Here is a 20,298-nt window from a genome sequence, read left to right as displayed (position 1 = left end):
GTATATTCCCCCCTGTGCATGGCCGTCGAGACCGATCAGGAGGGAATGGGATCCAAGGGTGCTATCCGGGTGGCCGGCCTTGTCAGTATGATTTTGGAAGGCCAAGTGCCTTTTCCGCGATGAAGGACAGTAGCATCTGCGGTGTTACTGGCACGATGCGGAAAAGCAGCGCCTCTCTGACCAGGCGCTCGACATGATATTCCTTGGCGTATCCGAATCCGCCAAAAGTGATCTGCGCGGCCTCTGTCGCCTCAACTGCCGCGTCAGCAGCCAACAGCTTGGCTGCGTTCGCCTCTACGCCGCAGGGCTCTCCGGCATCGTAAAGGGCCGCCGCATGCATGATCATGAGATTGGCGGATTCCACCCGCGCCCATGATTTGGCCAGCGGGTGCTGAATTTCCTGATTCTGGCCGATCGGTCGCCCAAAGACCACCCTCTCGTTAGCGTAATGCGCCGCCCGGGCAAGCGCGTTGCGCGCGATGCCGATGCATTCGCCGGCCACCAGAATGCGTTCAGGATTCAGCCCGTGCAGGATTTGCCGAAACCCCTTGCCCTCTTCTCCGATCAGGTCGTCGGCCGGAATTGGCAGCCCGTCGATAAACACCTCGTTCGAATCGACCGCCTTGCGCCCCATCTTCTCGATCTCGCGCACATCCACGAAGTTTCGGTCAAGGTCTGTATAAAAAAGGCTCAGCCTCTCGGTCGGGTCGGTCACATCCTCAATCCGGGTCGTCCTGGCGAGAAGCAACATCTTGTGGGCAACCTGTGCCGTCGAAATCCAGACTTTCTGCCCATGAACGACATACCTGTCGCCCTGCCGCACCGCCATGGTCTTCAGCTTTGTGGTATCAAGTCCCGTCGTCGGTTCGGTGACGGCAAAGCAGGCCTTTTCCTCGCCTGCGATCAAGGAACCCAACATCCGCGCGCGCTGCTCATCGGTGCCGAATTTCACCACCGGATTCAGGCCGAAGATATTCATGTGTATGGCAGAGGCACCACTCGCCCCGGACCCAGATTCCACAATCGCCTGCATCATGATGGTCGCCTCGGTGATCCCAAGACCGGCACCACCTACCTCTTCGGGCATGGCAATCCCCAGCCAGCCACCGTCGGCCATGACCTTGTGCAATTCGTGCGGAAACCCGCCGTTGCGATCCCGTTCCAGCCAGTATTCATCATCAAACCGGGCACATATCTTCAGTATTTGCTGGCGGATTTCTGCATGCTCCGCTGTCATCCGGAATGTCATGATTAGGGCACCTCGATAAATACGGCTTCTCGGCCACTTCTGGACGATCAAGAGGACCGGTGACCGCGGAGCGCCCCTGATTGGGCGCCGCTCGGCGGCGCTTTTCGGTTGCATTTTAGCTGTTCAGCTCCTCTCCGGACGCACTTCTCCTGTAGCCGAACCGGTCACGTCGGGGCGCGGGCGACGGCCAGCCCGTCCAGCTGCACCGCCCGGCGCATGTTGTAGGCCAGGTTCTTCAGCCCGATCCGCGCCTTGGCGCGCGCGATCTGCTCGCGGTACTGCCAGACCGTCGTGGCGTCCGGCACCGGATCCTCCAGACCCAGCCCCAAGAAGCGCATGAACGACAGCCGGTCGCGCAGCTGATACTCGAACTGCTCGTCGGAGAGGTTGTACAGCTCGCACAGCACGAGCGCCTTGAACATCACGACCGCGTCCCAGGGCTTGCGCCCCGCCTTGGACTTCCGCGCCTCCGGCGGACGCCGCCACACCGCCTCCAGCCGGGGCCGGAAATCCGTCCAGGGCACCATCGCGTTCAGCTTCACCAGCGGGTCCGCCTTCGCGTCCAGCCCGGCATAGCGCTTCGGGACATCGAAGAAGCCCATCTGGCCCATCAGCACCTCCCGATCATACTGCCCACACCACAAATTTTACCGGAATCCGCCCAGTGCGCGACATTTTTCGAGGTGCCCATTACTCCTCCTCGCCTGTCCGCCCCAAATGCCCGGCCTTGCGCAGAGCAGCGATATCGGCATCTTCAAATCCAAGATCACGCAGAATTTCAGTTGTGTCGGCACCAGGCGGACGCCCCAGCCAACGGACCTGGCCCGGCGTGGCGCTCAGATGTGGGATCGGCCCGACGACCTGCGTTTGTTCATCCTCGACGGAAACGATGTCGCCGCGGTGAAGGATCTGCTCATTCGTCGTGATTTCCTCAACGCTCAGAACCCGCGCCGCAACCGCGTCATGTCGGGCGAATTCCTCTTCGACCTGTTGCAATGTGCGTGCGGTGACGAAGTCGTTGATCGCATCGAACACCTCGGCCATATGCTGCGACATCTGGCCGAGGGTGGCAAATCGCGGGTCATCGGCCAGCATGTCACCTCCGACGGCCCGCAACAGGCGCCGCGCTGTTTCCGCGCTGCCTGCCGAGACCGTCAGCCATACCCCGTCTGATGTGCGAAACATCCCGCCGGGAGCAAAGTCCATCGGTTGACGCAAACCGTTGCGACGAGGCGAAAGCCTTGCGCCCGTCAGAACGGGCACGGGATAATCCATCAACCGCAGAAGCGCCTCGAAAACCGCAAGGTCGACCACCTGACCGCGCGCCAGCCCTTTTTCACGCGCAAAGAGGGCAAACATGATTCCCAAAGCGCCCATCAACCCGGTCGTGCTGTCTGCGGCAGGAAACCCGGGATGCATGGGCGGGCCGTCCGGAAAGCCCGTCAGGTGGGCCAGTCCGCTCATCGCTTCGGCCGCACGCCCGAAGGCAGGCTTTTCACGCATTGGCCCATCCTGCCCATAGCCCGACACGCGCAGGATCACGAGGTCGGGGTTCCATTCATGCAGTTGTTGCGGACCGATACCCGCACGCTCCAGCACACCGGGTCTGAAATTTTCTATCAGGACATCTGCGGTTTCCACAATTCTGCGCAGCACATCACGGCCTTCCGGGCTCTTCCAGTTCAGGCTCAGGATTCTCTTGTTGCGGCCAAGGGTTTTCCACCAGGTACCAACCCCGTCCTCGGCTTTCGGACCAAGATCGCGCATCATATCCGTGTGACCGGGCGCTTCGATCTTGATGACCTCCGCGCCGAAATCGGACAGCAGCGTGGCAGAAAGCGGCCCCGCTATAACATGCCCAAGTTCGACAATGCGCAAACTTTCAAGCGGTTCATGCATGCTGTCACCTTTTGCCCGATACTCAGGCAACCATTATCTAACATATGGGCACCTCGATAAATACGGCTTCTCGGCCACTTCTGGACGATCAAGAGGACCGGTGACCGCGGAGCGCCCCTGATTGGGCGCCGCTCGGCGGCGCTTTTCGGTTGCATTTTAGCTGTTCAGCTCCTCTCCGGACGCACTTCTCCTGTAGCCGAACCGGTCACGTCGGGGCGCGGGCGACGGCCAGCCCGTCCAGCTGCACCGCCCGGCGCATGTTGTAGGCCAGGTTCTTCAGCCCGATCCGCGCCTTGGCGCGCGCGATCTGCTCGCGGTACTGCCAGACCGTCGTGGCGTCCGGCACCGGATCCTCCAGACCCAGCCCCAAGAAGCGCATGAACGACAGCCGGTCGCGCAGCTGATACTCGAACTGCTCGTCGGAGAGGTTGTACAGCTCGCACAGCACGAGCGCCTTGAACATCACGACCGCGTCCCAGGGCTTGCGCCCCGCCTTGGACTTCCGCGCCTCCGGCGGACGCCGCCACACCGCCTCCAGCCGGGGCCGGAAATCCGTCCAGGGCACCATCGCGTTCAGCTTCACCAGCGGGTCCGCCTTCGCGTCCAGCCCGGCATAGCGCTTCGGGACATCGAAGAAGCCCATCTGGCCCATCAGCACCTCCCGGTCATACTGCCCACACTACAAATTTTACCGGAACCCGCCCAGTGCGCGACATTTTTCGAGGTGCCCGGCAGCCAGACGATCGACACGTTCCAGCAATTCGGCATATCTGAGCCGTTTGCTTCCGTCCTCGATGGCGAGGGCCCCGGCGCAATCCTGCGCGCGGGTTCGAAAAATGGAATACAGATCGGCGCGCCCCGCACGCATGACCTCGGGAAGCATGGCGGCCCCTGTTTTGGGTTCTCAGAAACTTTGCGCCAAACGCACCCCCTCATCAATAGCGCGCAATGCATCCAGTTCGGCGGCTTCCTTGGCCCCGCCGATCTTCGTGACCGCGACGCCGTGCGATGCCAGCGCGTCCGCAAGGGCCGTCTCGGACTCCTGGCCGGTGCACAATATGATCGTGTCGGCGCCGAGGACCTTTTTCTCTCCGTCCACGATAATATGCAGGCCTGCGTCATCTATGCGTTCATAAACCACACCGCCCATGGTCTCGACCCCATGCTTGCGCAGCGCGTTGCGCAGGATCCAGCCCGTCGAAACGCCAAGCCCGGCGCCGGGTTTGGAGGCCTTTCGCTGCAGCATGACGACCTTGCGGCGCGCGGGTCTCGGGGCCAGCGGATCGCTCACCAAGGCGCCTGATGCGGCAAATTCCGGATCGACGCCCCACGTCTCGCAGAATGCCCCGGGATTGTGGACCTCGGTCGGCCCGGTTACGAGGAACTCTGCCATGTCATGGCCGATGCCCCCTGCCCCCATCACCACGACGTTGTCACCCGCCACACGTTCACCCGACAGGATCTCGGCGTAGGTTGCAACTTTGGGATGGTCAATGCCCGGCAGGTCGGGGATGCGTGGCGAGACCCCCGTGGCGATAACCACATGGTCGAAACCTTTCAGATCGTCCTGCCCTGCCTTCTGCCCCAGGCGCAGCTTGACCCCGTGCCGGTCCATCTGACCCGCATAATAACGCAAGGTTTCATCGAACTCGTCCTTGCCCGGTGCCGCGCGCGCCAGGTTGAGCTGCCCGCCCAGTTTGTCCTGCGCCTCGAACAGCGTGACGTGGTGGCCCAGCCGCGCGGCCTCTGCCGCCGTGGCCATGCCGGCGGCGCCGCCCCCGACGACCGCGACCTTCCGGGGGTTCGGCGCTGGCGTATCGCGAAACTCGGTCTCGCGGCCCGCCCGGGGATTGACCAGGCAACTTACCGGTTTGTCGGAGAAGATGAAGTCGAGGCAGGCCTGGTTACAGGCAATACAGGTGTTGATTTCATTTGCGCGACCCTCGCGCGTCTTTTTCACGAAATGGGGGTCGGCCAGAAAAGGGCGGGCCATCGAGATCATGTCCGCATCGCCTGAGGCCAGGATGTCCTCTGCGATGGCCGGCGTGTTGATCCGGTTGGAGGCCACCACCGGGATAGACACCGCGGCTTTGACGTTGGCCGCCGCCTTGCGCCATGCGCCGCGCGGCACCGGATAGGCGATCGTCGGAACACGCGCCTCGTGCCAGCCGATGCCGGTGTTCAGGATGTCCGCACCCGCCGCCTCGATCCTGCCGGCCAGCGCGGCGATTTCGTCCGCAGGTGCGCCACCCTCGACAAGATCGGCGGCCGAGATCCGGTAGATGATCAGGAAATCCGGCCCGCAGCGGGCGCGCACGGCACGCACGATCTCGACCGGGAAGCGGTGCCGGTATTCGGCGCTGCCGCCCCAGTCATCGTCACGCTTGTTGGTATGCGTGACCGTGAATTCATTGAGAAGATACCCTTCGGATCCCATGATCTCGACCCCGTCAAAACCCGCCGTCTGGGCATTTGCGGCGGCTGATGCAAAATCGTCGATCGTGCGGTGGATGTCGGCGTGGGTCATTTCACGCGGGACAAATCGGTTGATCGGGGACCGAATCGGCGAAGGGGCGACGCAATAGGGGATCTTCGCATACCTGCCAGCATGGAGAAGCTGGGCACAGATCAGGCTGCCTTCGGCCTGGACCGCCTCGCAGATCGGGCGCAGCTGCATTGCCACCCCGGGGTCGTCGATTCGCGGGCCTTCCGGATCGAATATGCCCTCCGCGTTCGGAGAGAACCCGCCGGTCACCAGAATGGCCGCCTCTCCGCGAGCGCGTTCGGCATAGAATGCAACCTGTTTCGCGATGCCGTCGGGTTCGGTCTCGAGGCGCGTGTGCATCGACCCCATGATAACGCGATTGCGAAGCGTCCTTTGGCCCGCGCGGATAGGCGAAAGCAAAGTCTCGAAGCTTTCCGTCTGCGTGGTTTGCATTGTGCACGTCCTTTTCAAATACGCCTCTTGATCTCCATTCTAACATTTGTTAGATTTTATGAAAGAACAATTTTCGGACAGAGGAGGCTTTCCGATGCATTTTCAGCCTACAGAGGATCAGAAGGCGTTTCGTGAAACGGCAAAACGGTTTGCCACTGAAAAACTGGCGCCAAGCTATCAACAGCGCGCAAGCGGCCACAGTTTCGACCGCGCGCTGATCAAGGAGATGGGCGCACTGGGTCTGATCGCGCCCGATTTGCCGGAAGAGTTCGGCGGGCTGAGCGAAAGCAGCGTGACTGCGGGGCTTATCGTCGAAGAGATCGCCTATGCCGACTTCAATGCAAGCTATGTGCAGCTTCTGGGTTCGCTCATGGGGGGGATGGTGGCCAAGCACGCCTCCAGGGAAATTGCATCGGAATGGGTGCCCAAGGTCGTATCCGGCGATGCCGTCATCGGGCTGGGCCTGACCGAGCCGCGCGGCGGCTCTGATGCGGCGAACCTGATTCTCAAGGCCGAGAAATCCAGCAACGGCTGGCGGCTGAACGGCGAAAAGACCTCGATGAGCTTTGCCAGTCAAGCCGACGCAGCCGTGGTGTTCGCGCGCACGGGCGACCCCGAAGGCGGCTCGCGCGGTGTCAGCGCGTTTTTCGTCGATCTGAACCAGGAAGGCATCAAGCGCACGCATTTCGACGACATCGGCACAAAGCCCGTGGGGCGGGGTTCGGTGTTTTTCGACGATGTCTTCGTTCCGTCCGAAAACATGATGGCCGAACAGGACCGTGCATTCGGCTCGATCATGATGGGGTTCGATTATTCCCGCGCGCTGATCGGTCTGGAATGTCTGGGCGCGGCGCAGGCATCGGTGGACGAGACCTGGGGCTATGTCCAGGAGCGCGAGGCGTTTGGCGCGCCGATCGTGCAGTATCAGGGGGTCAGCTTCCCGCTGGCCGAGGCCGAAACGCAACTGACCATGATGCGGCAGCTTTGCTACTACACCCTCGACTTGCGCGACCGCGGGCTGCCGCACACCGCCGAGGCGGCGATGTGCAAATGGTACCTGCCCAAGACGGCCTGCGAGATAATTCATCAGTGTCTGATCCTGCACGGGCACTATGGTTATACCACCGACCTGCCCCACCATCAGCGTTACAACGATGTTCTGGGTCTGCAAATCGGCGACGGCACGGCCCAGATCCAGAAACTGGTCATCGCCCGCGAAAAGGTTGGCCGGGTGGCGCTGCAATACGACAAGAAGGCGAAGGGAGGGGCGAAATGAGCGGTCCCGTCGTCACCCTCACCGAGGGCAGCACCGGCATCATCGAGCTGGCGCGCCCCGAGAAATTCAATTGTCTTTCACTGGAAGTGCACGAGCGCATCTCGTCCGCGCGCGCGGAATTCGAGGCGAACCCTGAAATTCGGTCGATCCTCATTCGTGCACAGGGCAAGCACTTCTGCACCGGAGCCGATCTGTCGGAAGTGAAGGGCAAATTGAACGATCCCGCCGCGCTGGACCACTTCATCGCCTTTGGCATGAAGAACCTGCGCGCGCTCGAAACCTCCTCCCTGCCTGTCGTCGTGGCGGTGCAGGGGTTGTGTCTGGCCGGCGGGATCGAACTGATGCTGTCCTGTGACGTGTGTTTCGCCGCTGAAACCGCCCAGTTCGGCGATCAGCACGCGCAATTCGGGCTGATACCGGGTTGGGGCGGATCGCAGCGGCTGACGCGGCTGATGGGTCTGCGCCGGGCGCTTGACCTGATGTTCTCGGCCCGCTGGCTAAAGCCGGACGAGGCCAGGGAGGCCGGGCTGGTCAATTACATCGTCCCGGATGCGGATCTGCACAAGGCGGCTCTGGACTACTGCCAGAAGATCGCGACCCGCTCGCGGCCCGGTATCGCAGAAATGAAGCGGCTGGCGCGCGAGGGCGCCGACCTTGGCATCGACCAGCAGATGAGGCTCGAACGCGACGCCGCGGTGCGCGCCCTGCCGGGCGAGGATGTGGTCGAGGGGCTCAACGCGTTCGAGAACCGGCGCGCGCCTGCATTCAAATCCTGAGGACAGAACATGGATTTCACGCTGAATGACGAACAACGCCAAATCTACGAGTATGGCGGCCAGCTAGCGCAGAAATACGACAACGACTATTGGCTGAGACACGCGCGCAAGCACGAGTTCCCCCACGAGATGTTTCGGCAGATCGCCGATGACGGTTTCCTTGGGATCATGGTGCCCGAGGAATACGGTGGCGCGGGCCTTGGCATGACCGAAATGGCGCTGTTCATGGAAGGCACCGCCAATCACGGCATTCCGCTATTGATGATGGTGGTCGGCCCCACCATGTCACTGGCCCATATCGCCAGCCACGGAACCGAATTCCACAAGAAGGAACTTCTTCCGGCGGCCTGCCGCGGCGAAATCCAGTTCTGTTTCGCGATTACCGAACCGGGTGCCGGATCGAACACGATGAAGGCCACGACGCTGGCCAAGCGCAAAGGCAACCGGTTCAGCCTGTCGGGCGAAAAGACCTTCATCACCGGCGCTGAAGTGGCCGATTACTGCCTCGTGGTCGCACGCACCAAGCCGCATACCGAGGTCAGCCGCAAGACCGACGGCTTCACCCTCTTTGCGGTGGATCTCAAGAAGAAGGGCGTCGAAAGGCAACGGGTGAAGATCTCGATCCCGCTGCCCGAAGAACAATGGACCCTGTTCTTCGACGAGGTGGATCTGGGCCCCGAGGATATCGTCGGCGAGGTGGACGAAGGCTTTTCGATCCTCTTTGACAGCCTCAACCCCGAGCGCATCATCCTGGCCGCCTTGTGCTGCGGTATCGGTCGTTTTGCCCTGAACAAGGGTGTGCGTTACGCTTCCGAGCGCAATGTGTTCGGTCAGCCGATCGGCGCCCATCAGGGTGTGCAGCATCCGATGGCAAAGGCTCATACAGCCATCGAAATGGCCAGCCTGATGACCCGACGTGCGGCATGGGAGTTTGACAACAAACTGCCTGCGGGGGCCTCGTCGAACATGGCCAAATATGCCGCCGCAGAAGCCGGGATCGAAGCCGTGGATGCCGCGCTTCAGGCGCATGGCGGATCGGGTTTCACCGAGGATACGGGACTTTACGAGATGTACCCGCTGGTCCGGCTCCTGCGCACGGCACCCGTGAACCGCGAGTTGTGCCTCAGCTTCATTGGCGAAAAGGTCATGGGTATGCCGCGGTCTTATTGATCGCGCTGCCCGAAACGGAGAACGACATGCAATTTGGAATGCGCTACAGGCGGCAGGATGCCGCCGACAAGGTGACTGATCGGTTCTGGCACGAGATCGAGGGCACGCCCCTTGATCAGGTTCGTGATATTCAGGAAGAGCGGTTGCGCGACCAAATGGCCTATCTCAAGGCGAGCTCGGCCTTCTATCAGGAGAAGCTCGCCGCGGCCGGTGTGGACTTCGATGAGATCCGCACCATCGAAGACCTGCAGAAACTGCCCTACACCTACAAGACCGAAATCCGCGAAAGCCTGGCCGCTGAACCGCCCTTCGGCAAGCACCGCGCCGCGCCAATGTCGGAGATCATCCAGATGCAGGCCTCGTCGGGCACGACGGGCAGCCCGTCCTATATAGCCCTGACCGAAGCCGATGCCGAGATGTGGCACGAGATGACGGCGCGCTGCTTTTTCGCCAACGGTGTGCGGCCGGGCGATATGGCCCTGCATGCGTTTTCGCTGGCCAAGGGGTTTGTTGGCGGCATTCCCGTCGTCCAGGGCCTGCAATACATGGGCGCGATCGACGTGCCTGTAGGGGCCGATGGCGGTGCGGACCGGCTGCTGCGCGCCTGCGCCGACACCCGCCCGCGCTGCATCGTCGGAGCCCCGAATTTCGTGCTGCACCTGGCCGAGAAAGCGCCCGCAGTGCTGGGCTGCAAGGCCAGCGAACTGGGCGTTGAGCGCGTGATCGTGGGGGGGGAGCCGGGCGGCGGCATTCCCGCGATCCGCGCCAAGATCGAGGCAGCCTGGGGCGCAAAATGCACCGAGATGCTGGGCGGCACCGATCTGGGCGTGACCTACTGGGCCGAATGCGAGGAACAGTCGGGAATGCACATGGTCAACATGGACTACATCATCACCGAGCTTCTCGATCCCGAGACCGGCAAGATCATTCCCTGGGAAAAGGATGCCCAGGGCGAGATAATCTATACGGCACTCGGCCGCCGGGCGAGTCCGCTCGTGCGGTTCCGGTCGGGCGATTATATCGAGGTCATCGACACCGAATGTTCCTGTGGGCGGACCGGCCCCAAGATTCGCTGCACCGGGCGCACCGATGACATGCTGATCGTGCGCGGGGCCAATGTCTTTCCGTCCGCGATCAACAGCGTCATCACCGAAATGGTGCCGGACACCAACGGCGTCATACGCATCGTGGCCGATTTCGAGGGTCACACCACGCAGGGCGCGCTGACGGTGATTGTCGAGCGCGGACCGGGTCGCGATCCGGTCGATGACGACGCCCTCAAAAGGAAAATCGAGCAGCGGCTGCGCGACTCTCTGGTTTTCAAGGCCGACGTTCACCTGGTCGCGGCCGACACTTTCGAAAAACCCGGCGCCGCCAAAGTCGCCTTCGTTCTCAGGAAATATCCAGACCTGCCATGACACGAATGAAATCTCTTCTCGACACCGGGTCTGATGACTTCCGGGAAAACGACGCGCAGTATCGCGAAAAAATTGGCGAACTGCATGCCCTTCGGCTGAGCCAACGCGTCGGCGGCCCAGAAAAGGCACGCGAACGGCATGTCAAGAAAGGCAAAATCCTGCCGCGCGAGAGGATCGAACGGCTGATCGATCCCGGCACGCCCTTTCTTGAATTCGGAGAGCTCGCCGGGCTGAACAAATACGATGGGGTGCCGCCGGGCGCCGGCATCATCACCGGGATCGGCGTGATCGAGGGCCGTCAGTGCATGATCATCGCCAATGACGCCACCGTGAAGGGCGGCACCTATTTCGGCATGACATCGCGCAAGCATGTGCGCGCCCAGAAGATCGCCTGGAAGAACCGCCTTCCTGTCATCACCCTGGTCGATTCCGGCGGGGCCTTCCTGCCGGAACAGGAAAACATCTTTCCGGACGAGGGCCAGTTCGGGTCGATCTTTCATCAACAGATCGGCATGTCAGGCGATGGCATCCCGCAGATCGCCGTGGTCATGGGCCCCTGCACCGCGGGCGGGGCCTATATCCCTGCGCTTTGCGATGAAGTCGTGATCGTGCGCGGCCAGGGTTTCATGTATCTGGGCGGACCGGAACTGACCTTTGCCGCGACGGGCGAAAAGGTCGATGCCGAAACGCTGGGCGGCGGCAAGATGCATTCGTCGGTGTCCGGCGTGACCGACCACCTGGCCGAGGATGACGCCCACGCACTGGCCATCACCCGCGAGATAGTCCGTCATCTTGGCGAAAAGCCCCGGCCCCGCAACACGCCGCAGGCACCGCGCCCGCCCGCCTATCCTGTCGAGGAAATCTACGGCATCGTCAGTCGCGATCCCAAGGTGCCGACCGACAACCGCGAGATCGTCGCAAGGCTGGTGGATGATAGTGATTTTCACGAGTTCAAGCCCCTTTATGGCGACACGCTGATGACCGGCTGGGGCCGCATACACGGCCACGAGGTCGGTATCCTTGCCAATACCGGCGTGCTGTTCGTCGAGGCCGCGCTGAAGGCCACGCATTTCATAAATCTCTGCGTGCAGCGCGATATCCCTTTGCTGTTCCTGGCAGATGTGAACGGCTTCATGGTGGGCCGCGAGGTCGAACAGATGGGCATCGCCAAGGCGGGCGCCAAGATGATCACCGCCATGTCATCGGCGCGGGTTCCGAAGTTCACCATCATTACCGGCGGTTCTTACGGGGCGGGATACCTGGCCATGCTGGGCCGCCCGTTTCAGCCTGATGCGATGTTCGCCTGGCCCACCGGCCGGTCCGCGATCATGGGCCCGGAACAAGCCGCCAGCGTGTTGGCGCAGGTCCGGGCGCAGATCAACGAACGCGAAGGCAAGAGCTGGACAGCCGAGGAGGAAGAAGCCTTCAAGGCCCCCATCCGCAAGGAATACGAAGCCTTCCAGGGCGCCTACAATTTCGCGTCGAACCTCTGGATAGACAGCGTGATCGAGCCCTGCGAAACCCGCGACGTGATGGCGTTAATGCTCAATGTTACCTCGCGCAGGCCCAAGGCCGAAACCAATTTCGGCGTGTTCAGGATGTGAGGAGCGATCCATGAAAATCAAGACGCTTCTCATCGCCAATCGCGGCGAAATTGCCTGCCGGATCGCGCGCACCGCGCGGGCCAGTGGTATAATTTCTGTGGGCGTGCATTCCGTGGCGGATGCAAATGCCCTTCATGTCCGCGAGATCGGTCAATCCGTCTATATCGGTGGCGGGTCGGCCTCTGAAAGCTACCTGAAGATCGACGCGGTGATCGACGCCGCGCGCTCGGTCGGGGCGGATGCGATCCATCCCGGTTATGGCTTCCTAGCCGAGAACCCCGATTTTGCCCGCGCGGTCGAGGCCGCCGGCATGATTTTCATGGGGCCAACCCCCGAAACACTCGAACGGTTTGGTGACAAGGCCAGCGCCAAGGACGCGGCCGTGGCCGCTGGCGTGCCGGTGATCTCGGGCGCCGAAGGCGCGCGGTCCGACCCCGCCGAAATTGCCGCCGAGGTGCGCAAGATGGGCCTCCCGGTCCTGCTGAAGGCGGTTGGCGGCGGCGGCGGTCGTGGTCAGCGCCTGGTGACCGAAGAGGCCACGCTGGAAGACGACATCGCGGGCGCGCTGCGCGAGGCGAAGTCCACCTTCGGTTCCGAAGGTCTGCTGCTGGAAAGATTCCTGCCCGAGGCCCGCCATGTCGAGGTGCAGATCGCCGGCGACGGCAAGGGCCACGTGGTGCATCTTTTCGAACGTGACTGCACGCTGCAACGCCGCCACCAGAAGGTCATCGAAGAGGCGCCGGCCTGGGGCCTGCCGCGGACGCTTCTGGATGAGATCGCGCATGACGCGGTGCGCCTTGGCGAAACGCTCGACTATCGCGGTCTCGGCACGGTGGAGTTCCTGGTGGCGGGCGAGGAATATTTCTTCCTTGAGGTGAACCCGCGTATCCAGGTCGAACACCCCGTGACCGAGGCCATAACCGGGCTGGATCTGGTTGCGCTGCATCTGCGCATTGCCGAGGGCGCGGGACTGGGCCTGAGCCAGCAGGATCTGAAGATCGACGGCCACGCGGTCGAGGCCCGGCTCTATGCCGAAGATCCGGCAATGCAATTCGCGCCTTCGACGGGCACGCTGACCACGCTCAGCCTGCCGGGCGGTCTGCGGATCGACAGCGGCGTTGCCGAAGGTGACGCGGTCACGCCCTTTTACGACCCGATGATCGCCAAGCTGATCGTGCACGCGCCCGACCGGGAAACCGCGCTGGCGCGGCTTGCCACCGCGCTTGACCAAGTCGCCGTCGAAGGCGTCGAAACCAACCGGGCCTTTCTGGGTGCGCTGGCCCGCGACCCCGATTTCGAGCGGATGCAGGTGCATACCCGCTGGATCGACGGTCGCATAGACAGATTGACGCAACCAGCCACCCTTGTCCGGCCCGCGCTGTGGAAAGCGGCGGCGGCGGCGCTGTTCGTGGCTGCAGGACGGCAGGATGCGGCGGCCGAGCCATGGGCCAATCGCGACACTTTTACCGGCTGGCGGCTGGGCCTTGGGGGCGACGCTCTTGAAGCGGGCCAGTGCGTGACGCTGACGGGCGCGGATGGTGTCTCGGAAGAACTGCGTGTGGGTCCCGTTAAACCCGGACACCGATACACCGTTTTGCCGGAAGATGGCGCCGCGATCACCCTGAGCGCACGGGAAATCGCACCGGGCCGCTGGCGCCTTGGCCAAGGCGCCGAGGTTTTCGTGATCAACGCCCGGCTACGTGCCGGTGTGATCGAAATGGGCACACCCGAGGGCCGTCTGGTCTTTCATCCGGCCGCACCGCTTGATTTCGCGGGCGCTGACGCAGTGGCGGATCGCGCCGTGGCATCCCCGCTGACCGGCATGATTGTCGACCTCAAGGTGACCGACGGGCAGTCCGTTTCCGAGGGCGACATCATCGCGGTCATGGAATCCATGAAGCTTGAAATCTCGATCCGCGCAACAGCCGCCGGCATCGCCAGCAATATCACCGTCTCGAATGGGGACATGGTCGATCGCGGCCAGGTCATCGCCGAGATCCTGCCGTTTGAGGAGTGACCAAATGAGCGACTTTCCCAAATTCGTCGAATTCCGCGAGGAAGGCCCGCGCGAAGGTTTCCAGATCGAAAAGAAGATCTATCCGATCAAAGAGCGGATCGAATTGATCGACATGCTTGGTGAAACCGGTTTGAAACGTATCCAGGTCGGCAGTTTCGTCAGCCCGCAATACGTGCCGCAGATGGCCGACACGGGCGAGTTGTTCCAGCGCATCAAGCGCAAGCCGGGCGTGAACTACACGGCTTTGTGGCTGAACGACAAGGGGTTTCGCAAGGCGCTGACGGCCCACGAGGTCGATATCGACCCGCGCCTGTTGTTCTACCCGTCCGAGGCTTTTGCCCAGGCCAACAACAACTGTTCCTCTGCCGAAATGCGTGAGAAGCAGCGCGACTGGGTGCGCACTTACAAGGAAGAAGGCTATGCCGTCGATGCCGCCTATGTGATGACCACCTTCGGCTGCAACTACGAGGGCGAGATCCCGCAAGGGCGCATCCTCGATGATTTCCGGTTCATCCTGCAACTGTGCGAGGAAGAGAACATTCCGGTGCCGATCCTCGTGATTGCCGACACGATGGGCTGGGGCAATCCCGAAGCGGTCAAGCGCATGATCGGTGCGCTGCGCGATCTGGCGCCGGAGGCGCGCATCGGGATGCACATTCACGACACGCGCGGTCTGGGCATCGCCAATGTCTACGCCGCCCTGTCAATGGGCGTGGACATGTTCGAAAGCTCGATCGCCGGTCTTGGCGGCTGTCCTTTTGCGGGCCACGGTCATGCGCGCGCGGCTGGCAATGTCTGCACCGAGGACGCGGTGTTCATGTGCCACGAACTGGGCATCGAAACCGGCATCGACCTGGACAAGCTTATCGCCGCTGCTGCGAAGGCCGAGGAGATCATCGGCGCACCGCTGATGGGCCGGGTCATGCATTCCGGCGGATTGGACAAATACCGCAAGGCTAGCTGAGGGAGAACGACAATGGCAAAGGCACTTGATGGAAAGGTGGTTCTTGTCACCGGCGCGGGCGGCGGGATCGGGCGCGATATCGCCCTCATGGCGGCTGCCGAAGGAGCTGCGGTGGTGGTGAACGATCTGGGCGCGTCTCTGAAAGGCACGGGCCAGACCGAAACCGCAGCGCAAAAGGTGGTTGAGGAAATCAAGGCCGCTGGCGGCAACGCGATTGCAGATGGCGGCTCGGTCACTGATCCCGATGCCGCCCGCGCGATGATCGAGGCAGGCGTCAAGGAATTTGGCCGTATCGACGCCGTCGTGAACAATGCCGGCATCCTGCGCGACGGTTTCTTCCACAAGATGACCTACGAGGATTTCGACGCAGTGGTGAAGGTTCACCTGTACGGCGCCTTCAACACCAGCCGTGCGGCGGCGGATTATTTTCGGGAACAGGAAAGCGGTGCGCTCGTGCACATGACCTCGACCTCGGGCTTGATCGGGAACTTCGCCCAAGCCAATTATGCCGCCGCAAAGCTGGGCATAGCGGCGTTTTCGAAATCTGTCGCGCTGGACCTCAAGCGTTGGAACGTGCGCTCGAACTGCATTGCACCCTTCGCCTGGAGCCGGATGATCTCGTCCATCAAGACCGACACACCGGAACAGGTGGCCCGGGTCGAAAAGCTGAAACAGATGACCCCAGCCAAGGTGGCGCCGATGGCATGTTTCCTGATGTCCGACAAGGCCGAGGGTGTCAGCGGGCAGATCTTCGCGGTGCGCAACAACGAGATCTTCCTGTTCAACCAGCCCCGTCCGGTGCGCTCGGTGCATTCCGGCGACGGCTGGACAGCAGATGAAATCGCCGAGGGCGCGATTCCCGCGCTCAGGTCGCAATTCACGCCGCTCGAAGTTTCGGCGGATGTCTTTTCGTGGGATCCGGTCTGATGGGCAAACGCAAGGACAAGCTGACATCTCACATTGCCTGGAGCACCGCCGACAAGATCAGCGTGCGCGGTCTTGATCTTCCGAATGAGATCCTGGGCCACATGAACCTGGGCGATCTGGCGTTTCTGCAACTGACCGGTCGCAAGGCCACGCAAGAAGAAAGCCGTGTCTTCAACGCCATCGTCATCACCCTGGTGGAGCATGGCATCACCCCCTCGGCGCTGGCCGCGCGGATGACCTATATGGGCGCCCCCGAATCGCTTCAGGCCGCTGTCGCCGCCGGGCTGTGCGGGCTGGGCACCGTCTTTGTCGGCTCGATGGAGGGGGCGTCGAAAATGCTCTACGAGGCGCTGCCGCAAGACCAGCTCGGCACCGGTGCCGACCTGGATGCCATCGCACTGGAAACGGTGGAAAAGTTCCGCGCGAAGAAGGCCATCGTGCCGGGTCTCGGCCATCCGGTTCACAAACCCGTCGATCCGCGCACGCCGCGCCTGTTCCAGATTGCGGCCGAAAACGGGAAGTCGGGCGAATACATCGCGCTGATCCAGAAGATTCAGGCGGTGGCGGAAGAAAAATCTGGCAAGATGCTTCCGATCAACGCCACCGGCGCGATCGGCGCCATCTGCTGCGAATTCGGCTTTCCTTGGAAGATCGTGCGCGGGTTTGGCGTCATGGCGCGGGCCATCGGGCTGGTCGGCCACCTCCTGGAGGAAAGCGAGAACCCGATTTCCTATGACATCTGGCAGAGGGTGGAAGAGGAGATCCTGGAAACCAGCGGGCCGGGGGCGTCTTGAAAAAATGCAAACCTCGGCACCTGACACCCATAACGACCTGCGCGACGCGCTGCGCGCGCTTTGCGCGCAGTTTCCCCCGGAATATCATCGCCGCGAGAGATATCCCGAGGAGTTTGTCCATGCGCTGACGCGCGAAGGCTGGCTTGCTGCGATGATCCCCGAGGAATACGGCGGTTCGGGTCTGGGCCTTACCGAGGCCTCTGTCATCATGGAAGAGGTCAACCGCAGCGGCGGGAATGCGGGTCACTGCCATGGGCAGATGTACAATATGGGCACGCTTTTGCGGCACGGCTCGATTGAGCAGAAACAGAAATACCTGCCCGGTATCGCCAGCGGCGCGTTGCGCCTGCAGTCAATGGCCGTGACCGAGCCAACAACCGGAACCGACACCACCAAGCTCAAGACGACGGCAATCAGGAAGGGTGACCGTTACGAGATCAACGGCCAGAAGGTCTGGATCAGCCGCATCCAGCATTCCGACCTGATGATCCTTCTTGCGCGCACCACCCCGCTGGCCGAGGTCAAGAGAAAGTCACACGGTCTGTCGATATTCATGGTTGATCTGAAAGAGGCGATCGGCAACGGGATGGAAATCCGCCCGATCGACAATATGCCGGGGCATGAGACGAACGAGGTTTTTTTCGACAACCTTGAAATTCCTGCCGAGAACCTGATCGGCACTGAAGGGCACGGCTTCCATCACGTCCTCGACGGGTTGAATGCCGAGCGGACCTTGATTGCCGCCGAGTGTATCGGCGACGGCTACTGGTTCGTGGACAAAGCCCGCAGCTATGCCGGCGAGCGCATCGTTTTCGACCGCCCTATCGGCCAGAACCAGGGCGTGCAGTTTCCCATTGCAAAGGCTTTCGTGAATGTCGAAGCCGCCAACCTCATGCGGTTCGAGGCGAGCAAGCGCTTCGATGCAGGAGCGGATTGCGGCGCACAGGCGAACATGGCCAAGCTTCTGGCATCCGAAGCCAGCTGGGAAGCGGCGAACGCCTGTCTTCAGACCCATGGCGGCTTCGGTTTCGCACGGGAATACGATGTCGAACGCAAGTTCCGCGAGGCGCGGCTTTACCAGGTGGCGCCTATCTCGACCAACCTGATCCTGTCCTATGTCGGCGAGCATATCCTCGGTATGCCACGATCCTTCTGAGGCTGGCGGCATGACAAAGGTCGATCTTCAACAGCTGAAACCCTGGTTGGGACGCAGCGAAACGAAAGACGACATCAGAGGTGGCTCCGCTTGTTTGGACAGTTCCCCGCGGAATTTGAGTGGATCTCACGCCGGGGTGTCGACTGCGGGGCTCAAGCGATTTCGTCGCGGCGTCGGGAGGGCGTAGCCCGACCAGAGCCGTGATGAAATCGCGGGCGACGATCAGGCGGCCTGGGCCATCTGGCGCGCGTCGAAGTAGGCCTCGTCGGGCGTTCGCCCGTCAAGGCTCGAATGTGGACGTCCGGAATTGTAGAAGCCGATGTAGTTCGAGATCGATTTCCTCGCGTCCGGAACGTTGTCGTAGGCCTTCAGGTAGACCTCCTCGTATTTGATCGACCGCCAGAGTCGCTCGACGAAGACGTTGTCTCGCCAAGCCCCCTTGCCGTCCATGCTGATCGAGATGCCGGCCGCCAGCAGCACGCGGGTGAACTCATGACTGGTGATCGCCTCGCACTGGCGGCAGGTGAACTTCTCGCGGACCGTCTGGATCACCTTCCAGGATCGCGGCACGATCTCCAGGATCTCGGTAACGTCCTCTGCGAGCTTCGACAGCTTCATCGTAAGACCGTATGTCCGTCTGGCCGGGCGGCTTGCCCTACACTGCCTGTTCGAGGGTTGCTCGGATGGGTCGAGCCGATCCTCCCGGCAGGAGGGCAAGCCATGGAGCATTCTACAGAAGTTTTCGTCGGCATCGACGTGTCCAAGCTGCGCAACGCCATTGCGGTGGCGGATGGAGAGCGTGGAGGCGAGCTTCTGTCAATCGGCGTGGAAACCTGACCCCCTATCGGCGCCGAATGTTGACCCCTGTCTGGGGCATTGACCCCACTGCCGCGGAGCGTTGGTTTGGCGCAGCGGCAGTGGGGTCAATGGTGGCGGAGGTCAGGCGCGGTTCTTGAAGCGCCAGCTCTCGTTTCCGGTCTCGACGATGTCGCAGTGGTGGGTGAGGCGATCGAGGAGCGCCGTGGTCATCTTGGGGTCGTTGAAGACGCTCGGCCACTCGCCGAAGGCGAGGTTCGTGGTGACGATGACCGAGGTCTGCTCGTAGAGCCTGCTGACGAGGTGGAACAGGAGCTGGCCGCCGGACAGGGCGAAGGGCAGGTAGCCGAGCTCGTCGAGGACGATGAAGTCCTTGCGGGAGAGATAATCGGCCATGCGGCCCTGGCGGCCGGATCGAGCCTCGGCTTCCAGCTTGTTGACAAGGTCGACCACGTTGAAGAAGCGGCCGCGGGCACCCGAGCGGATGCAGGCCCGGGCAATGGCGATGGCCAGATGGGTCTTGCCGGTTCCGGTGCCCCCGATCAGCACCACGTTGCGCTGGTGGGCGAGGAAGTTGCCGCCGGCGAGGTCGCGCACCAGGGTCTCGTTGATGGGGGTGTCGTCGAACACGAAGTCGTCGATGTCCTTGGCCAGGGGCAGCTTGGCGATGGTGATCTGGTACTTGATGGAGCGGGCCTGCTTCTCGGATATCTCCGCCGACAAAAGGTCGCCGACGATGCGCTGCGGCTCATGCTGGCGTTTAACGGCGGTGGCGATGATCTCGTCGTAGGCGGCCTTCATGCCATAGAGCTTGAGCTCGCCCATGGCCTCGAGGATCTGGGAACGCTCCATCATGGGGATCTCCTCAGCAGGTCGTATCGTGAGCAGTCGGCGCTCGGGGTGTGGCGGAGGCGCAAGGCGTCGGGCGTGATGATGGTGACGGGGGCTGCAGGCTCACGGCGCCGGGCGAGGATGTTGAGGATCACGTCGGCCGAGTGGTATTCATCCGGCGAGGGCCGCGGCAGACCTACTTCGTTGTGCTGCGGTGGATTTCGATGAGGTTGCAGAGGCTTTCGATGCCGAACTGTGAGAAGGCCATGGTTCCATCCGGGTGCTCCGGATCGTAGACCCAGATCAGCCCGTCTTCGGGCTCCATGTCGATGGCGATATCGGCGAGCCAGTCCACGTCCTCACCGAGATCTCTTGCGACGAGCGCCAAGGTCCGGACGGCGTGGACCTTGTTGATTTGCATCGTCAGGCTGCGATTGCGGTGGTCGACTGCGCGCGCCAGTTC

At 62.2% G+C, this 20,298-nt stretch carries 17 protein-coding genes and 4 pseudogenes; 10 read left to right on the top strand and 11 right to left on the bottom strand.

The annotated features are described in order from the left end of the window. Positions 1–82: 82 nt before the first annotated feature. From ABLE93_RS24765 to ABLE93_RS24740, 6 genes and pseudogenes are all read right to left on the bottom strand, one after another. Positions 83–1,249 carry an acyl-CoA dehydrogenase family protein gene (locus ABLE93_RS24765; RefSeq protein WP_348842364.1) on the bottom strand — a complete coding sequence of 389 codons (1,167 nt, stop codon included), beginning with the start codon at positions 1,247–1,249 and terminating at the stop codon, positions 83–85. Positions 1,250–1,503: 254 nt separating this feature from the next. Then, positions 1,504–1,860, bottom strand: a pseudogene (locus ABLE93_RS24760) (transposase); the annotation flags it as partial. Positions 1,861–1,939: 79 nt separating this feature from the next. Then, positions 1,940–3,148, bottom strand: coding sequence for a CaiB/BaiF CoA transferase family protein (locus ABLE93_RS24755; protein WP_348842363.1), 1,209 nt, complete (start codon positions 3,146–3,148; stop codon positions 1,940–1,942). Positions 3,149–3,443: 295 nt separating this feature from the next. Beyond that, a pseudogene (locus ABLE93_RS24750) lies at positions 3,444–3,800 on the bottom strand (transposase); the annotation flags it as partial. Between the two features lie 36 nt (positions 3,801–3,836). Next, positions 3,837–4,031, bottom strand: coding sequence for a hypothetical protein (locus ABLE93_RS24745; RefSeq protein WP_348842362.1), 195 nt, complete (start codon positions 4,029–4,031; stop codon positions 3,837–3,839). A 21-nt stretch (positions 4,032–4,052) separates the two neighbouring features. Next, positions 4,053–6,086 (bottom strand): FAD-dependent oxidoreductase, encoded by a 2,034-nt coding sequence (locus tag ABLE93_RS24740; RefSeq protein WP_348842361.1) that lies wholly within the window; start codon positions 6,084–6,086, stop codon positions 4,053–4,055. Between the two features lie 94 nt (positions 6,087–6,180). Between ABLE93_RS24740 and ABLE93_RS24735 the strand changes: the two genes are divergently transcribed. From ABLE93_RS24735 to ABLE93_RS24690, 10 genes are read left to right on the top strand one after another with little or no spacing between them, the layout of a single operon-like run. Further along, entirely contained in the window at positions 6,181–7,362 is a 1,182-nt protein-coding gene (locus ABLE93_RS24735; RefSeq protein WP_348842360.1) for an acyl-CoA dehydrogenase family protein, read from the top strand. Further along, a complete protein-coding gene (locus ABLE93_RS24730) occupies positions 7,359–8,138 on the top strand; it encodes an enoyl-CoA hydratase/isomerase family protein (RefSeq protein ID WP_348842359.1) in 780 nt (259 codons plus the stop codon). Before ABLE93_RS24735 ends, ABLE93_RS24730 begins: the two co-directional genes overlap by 4 nt. Before the next feature lie 9 nt (positions 8,139–8,147). Then, the gene (locus tag ABLE93_RS24725) at positions 8,148–9,308 is read left to right on the top strand and encodes an acyl-CoA dehydrogenase family protein (RefSeq protein WP_348842358.1); all 1,161 of its coding nucleotides are present in this window, start codon (positions 8,148–8,150) and stop codon (positions 9,306–9,308) included. After that, a complete protein-coding gene (locus ABLE93_RS24720) occupies positions 9,305–10,726 on the top strand; it encodes a phenylacetate--CoA ligase family protein (RefSeq protein ID WP_348842357.1) in 1,422 nt (473 codons plus the stop codon). The genes ABLE93_RS24725 and ABLE93_RS24720 overlap by 4 nt, the downstream gene beginning before the upstream one ends. After that, positions 10,723–12,330 (top strand): acyl-CoA carboxylase subunit beta, encoded by a 1,608-nt coding sequence (locus ABLE93_RS24715; protein WP_510183080.1) that lies wholly within the window; start codon positions 10,723–10,725, stop codon positions 12,328–12,330. Before ABLE93_RS24720 ends, ABLE93_RS24715 begins: the two co-directional genes overlap by 4 nt. Before the next feature lie 10 nt (positions 12,331–12,340). After that, on the top strand, positions 12,341–14,347 hold the full coding sequence (locus tag ABLE93_RS24710) for an acetyl/propionyl/methylcrotonyl-CoA carboxylase subunit alpha (protein ID WP_348842355.1): 2,007 nt from the start codon (positions 12,341–12,343) through the stop codon (positions 14,345–14,347). Between the two features lie 4 nt (positions 14,348–14,351). Continuing rightward, the gene (locus ABLE93_RS24705) at positions 14,352–15,311 is read left to right on the top strand and encodes a hydroxymethylglutaryl-CoA lyase (protein ID WP_348842354.1); all 960 of its coding nucleotides are present in this window, start codon (positions 14,352–14,354) and stop codon (positions 15,309–15,311) included. A gap of 12 nt (positions 15,312–15,323) precedes the next feature. Beyond that, positions 15,324–16,238 carry an SDR family NAD(P)-dependent oxidoreductase gene (locus ABLE93_RS24700; protein WP_348842353.1) on the top strand — a complete coding sequence of 305 codons (915 nt, stop codon included), beginning with the start codon at positions 15,324–15,326 and terminating at the stop codon, positions 16,236–16,238. Continuing rightward, positions 16,238–17,032, top strand: a complete 795-nt coding sequence (locus tag ABLE93_RS24695; protein WP_348842352.1) for a citryl-CoA lyase — start codon at positions 16,238–16,240, stop codon at positions 17,030–17,032. The genes ABLE93_RS24700 and ABLE93_RS24695 overlap by 1 nt, the downstream gene beginning before the upstream one ends. Positions 17,033–17,036: 4 nt before the next feature. Continuing rightward, positions 17,037–18,188: an acyl-CoA dehydrogenase family protein gene (locus tag ABLE93_RS24690; RefSeq protein ID WP_348842351.1), complete on the top strand. Its 1,152-nt coding sequence runs from the start codon at positions 17,037–17,039 to the stop codon at positions 18,186–18,188. 222 nt (positions 18,189–18,410) lie between these two features. On the opposite strand, the gene ABLE93_RS24685 is transcribed toward ABLE93_RS24690, so the two are convergent. The 5 genes and pseudogenes from ABLE93_RS24685 to ABLE93_RS24665 all read right to left on the bottom strand — a co-directional run. Beyond that, positions 18,411–18,692 carry a transposase gene (locus ABLE93_RS24685; protein WP_510183081.1) on the bottom strand — a complete coding sequence of 94 codons (282 nt, stop codon included), beginning with the start codon at positions 18,690–18,692 and terminating at the stop codon, positions 18,411–18,413. Continuing rightward, positions 18,687–18,803 (bottom strand): annotated as a pseudogene (locus ABLE93_RS24680) (IS66 family transposase zinc-finger binding domain-containing protein); the annotation flags it as partial. The pseudogene ABLE93_RS24680 and the gene ABLE93_RS24685, both read right to left, overlap by 6 nt. A gap of 324 nt (positions 18,804–19,127) precedes the next feature. Then, positions 19,128–19,856 (bottom strand): IS21-like element helper ATPase IstB, encoded by a 729-nt coding sequence (gene istB / locus ABLE93_RS24675; protein ID WP_348842377.1) that lies wholly within the window; start codon positions 19,854–19,856, stop codon positions 19,128–19,130. Beyond that, positions 19,856–20,002 (bottom strand): annotated as a pseudogene (locus tag ABLE93_RS24670) (IS21 family transposase); the annotation flags it as partial. The gene istB and the pseudogene ABLE93_RS24670, both read right to left, overlap by 1 nt. 29 nt (positions 20,003–20,031) lie before the next feature. Beyond that, on the bottom strand, positions 20,032–20,298 hold a 267-nt coding region (locus ABLE93_RS24665; RefSeq protein ID WP_348842350.1), incomplete at its 5' end, for a hypothetical protein.

Source organism: Xanthobacter pollutisoli, assembly GCF_040044995.1.
In the GTDB taxonomy this organism is placed as follows: domain Bacteria; phylum Pseudomonadota; class Alphaproteobacteria; order Rhizobiales; family Xanthobacteraceae; genus Xanthobacter.
Note: the sequence above shows the minus strand (reverse complement) of the source record. Positions and strands in the feature narration are given on the sequence as shown.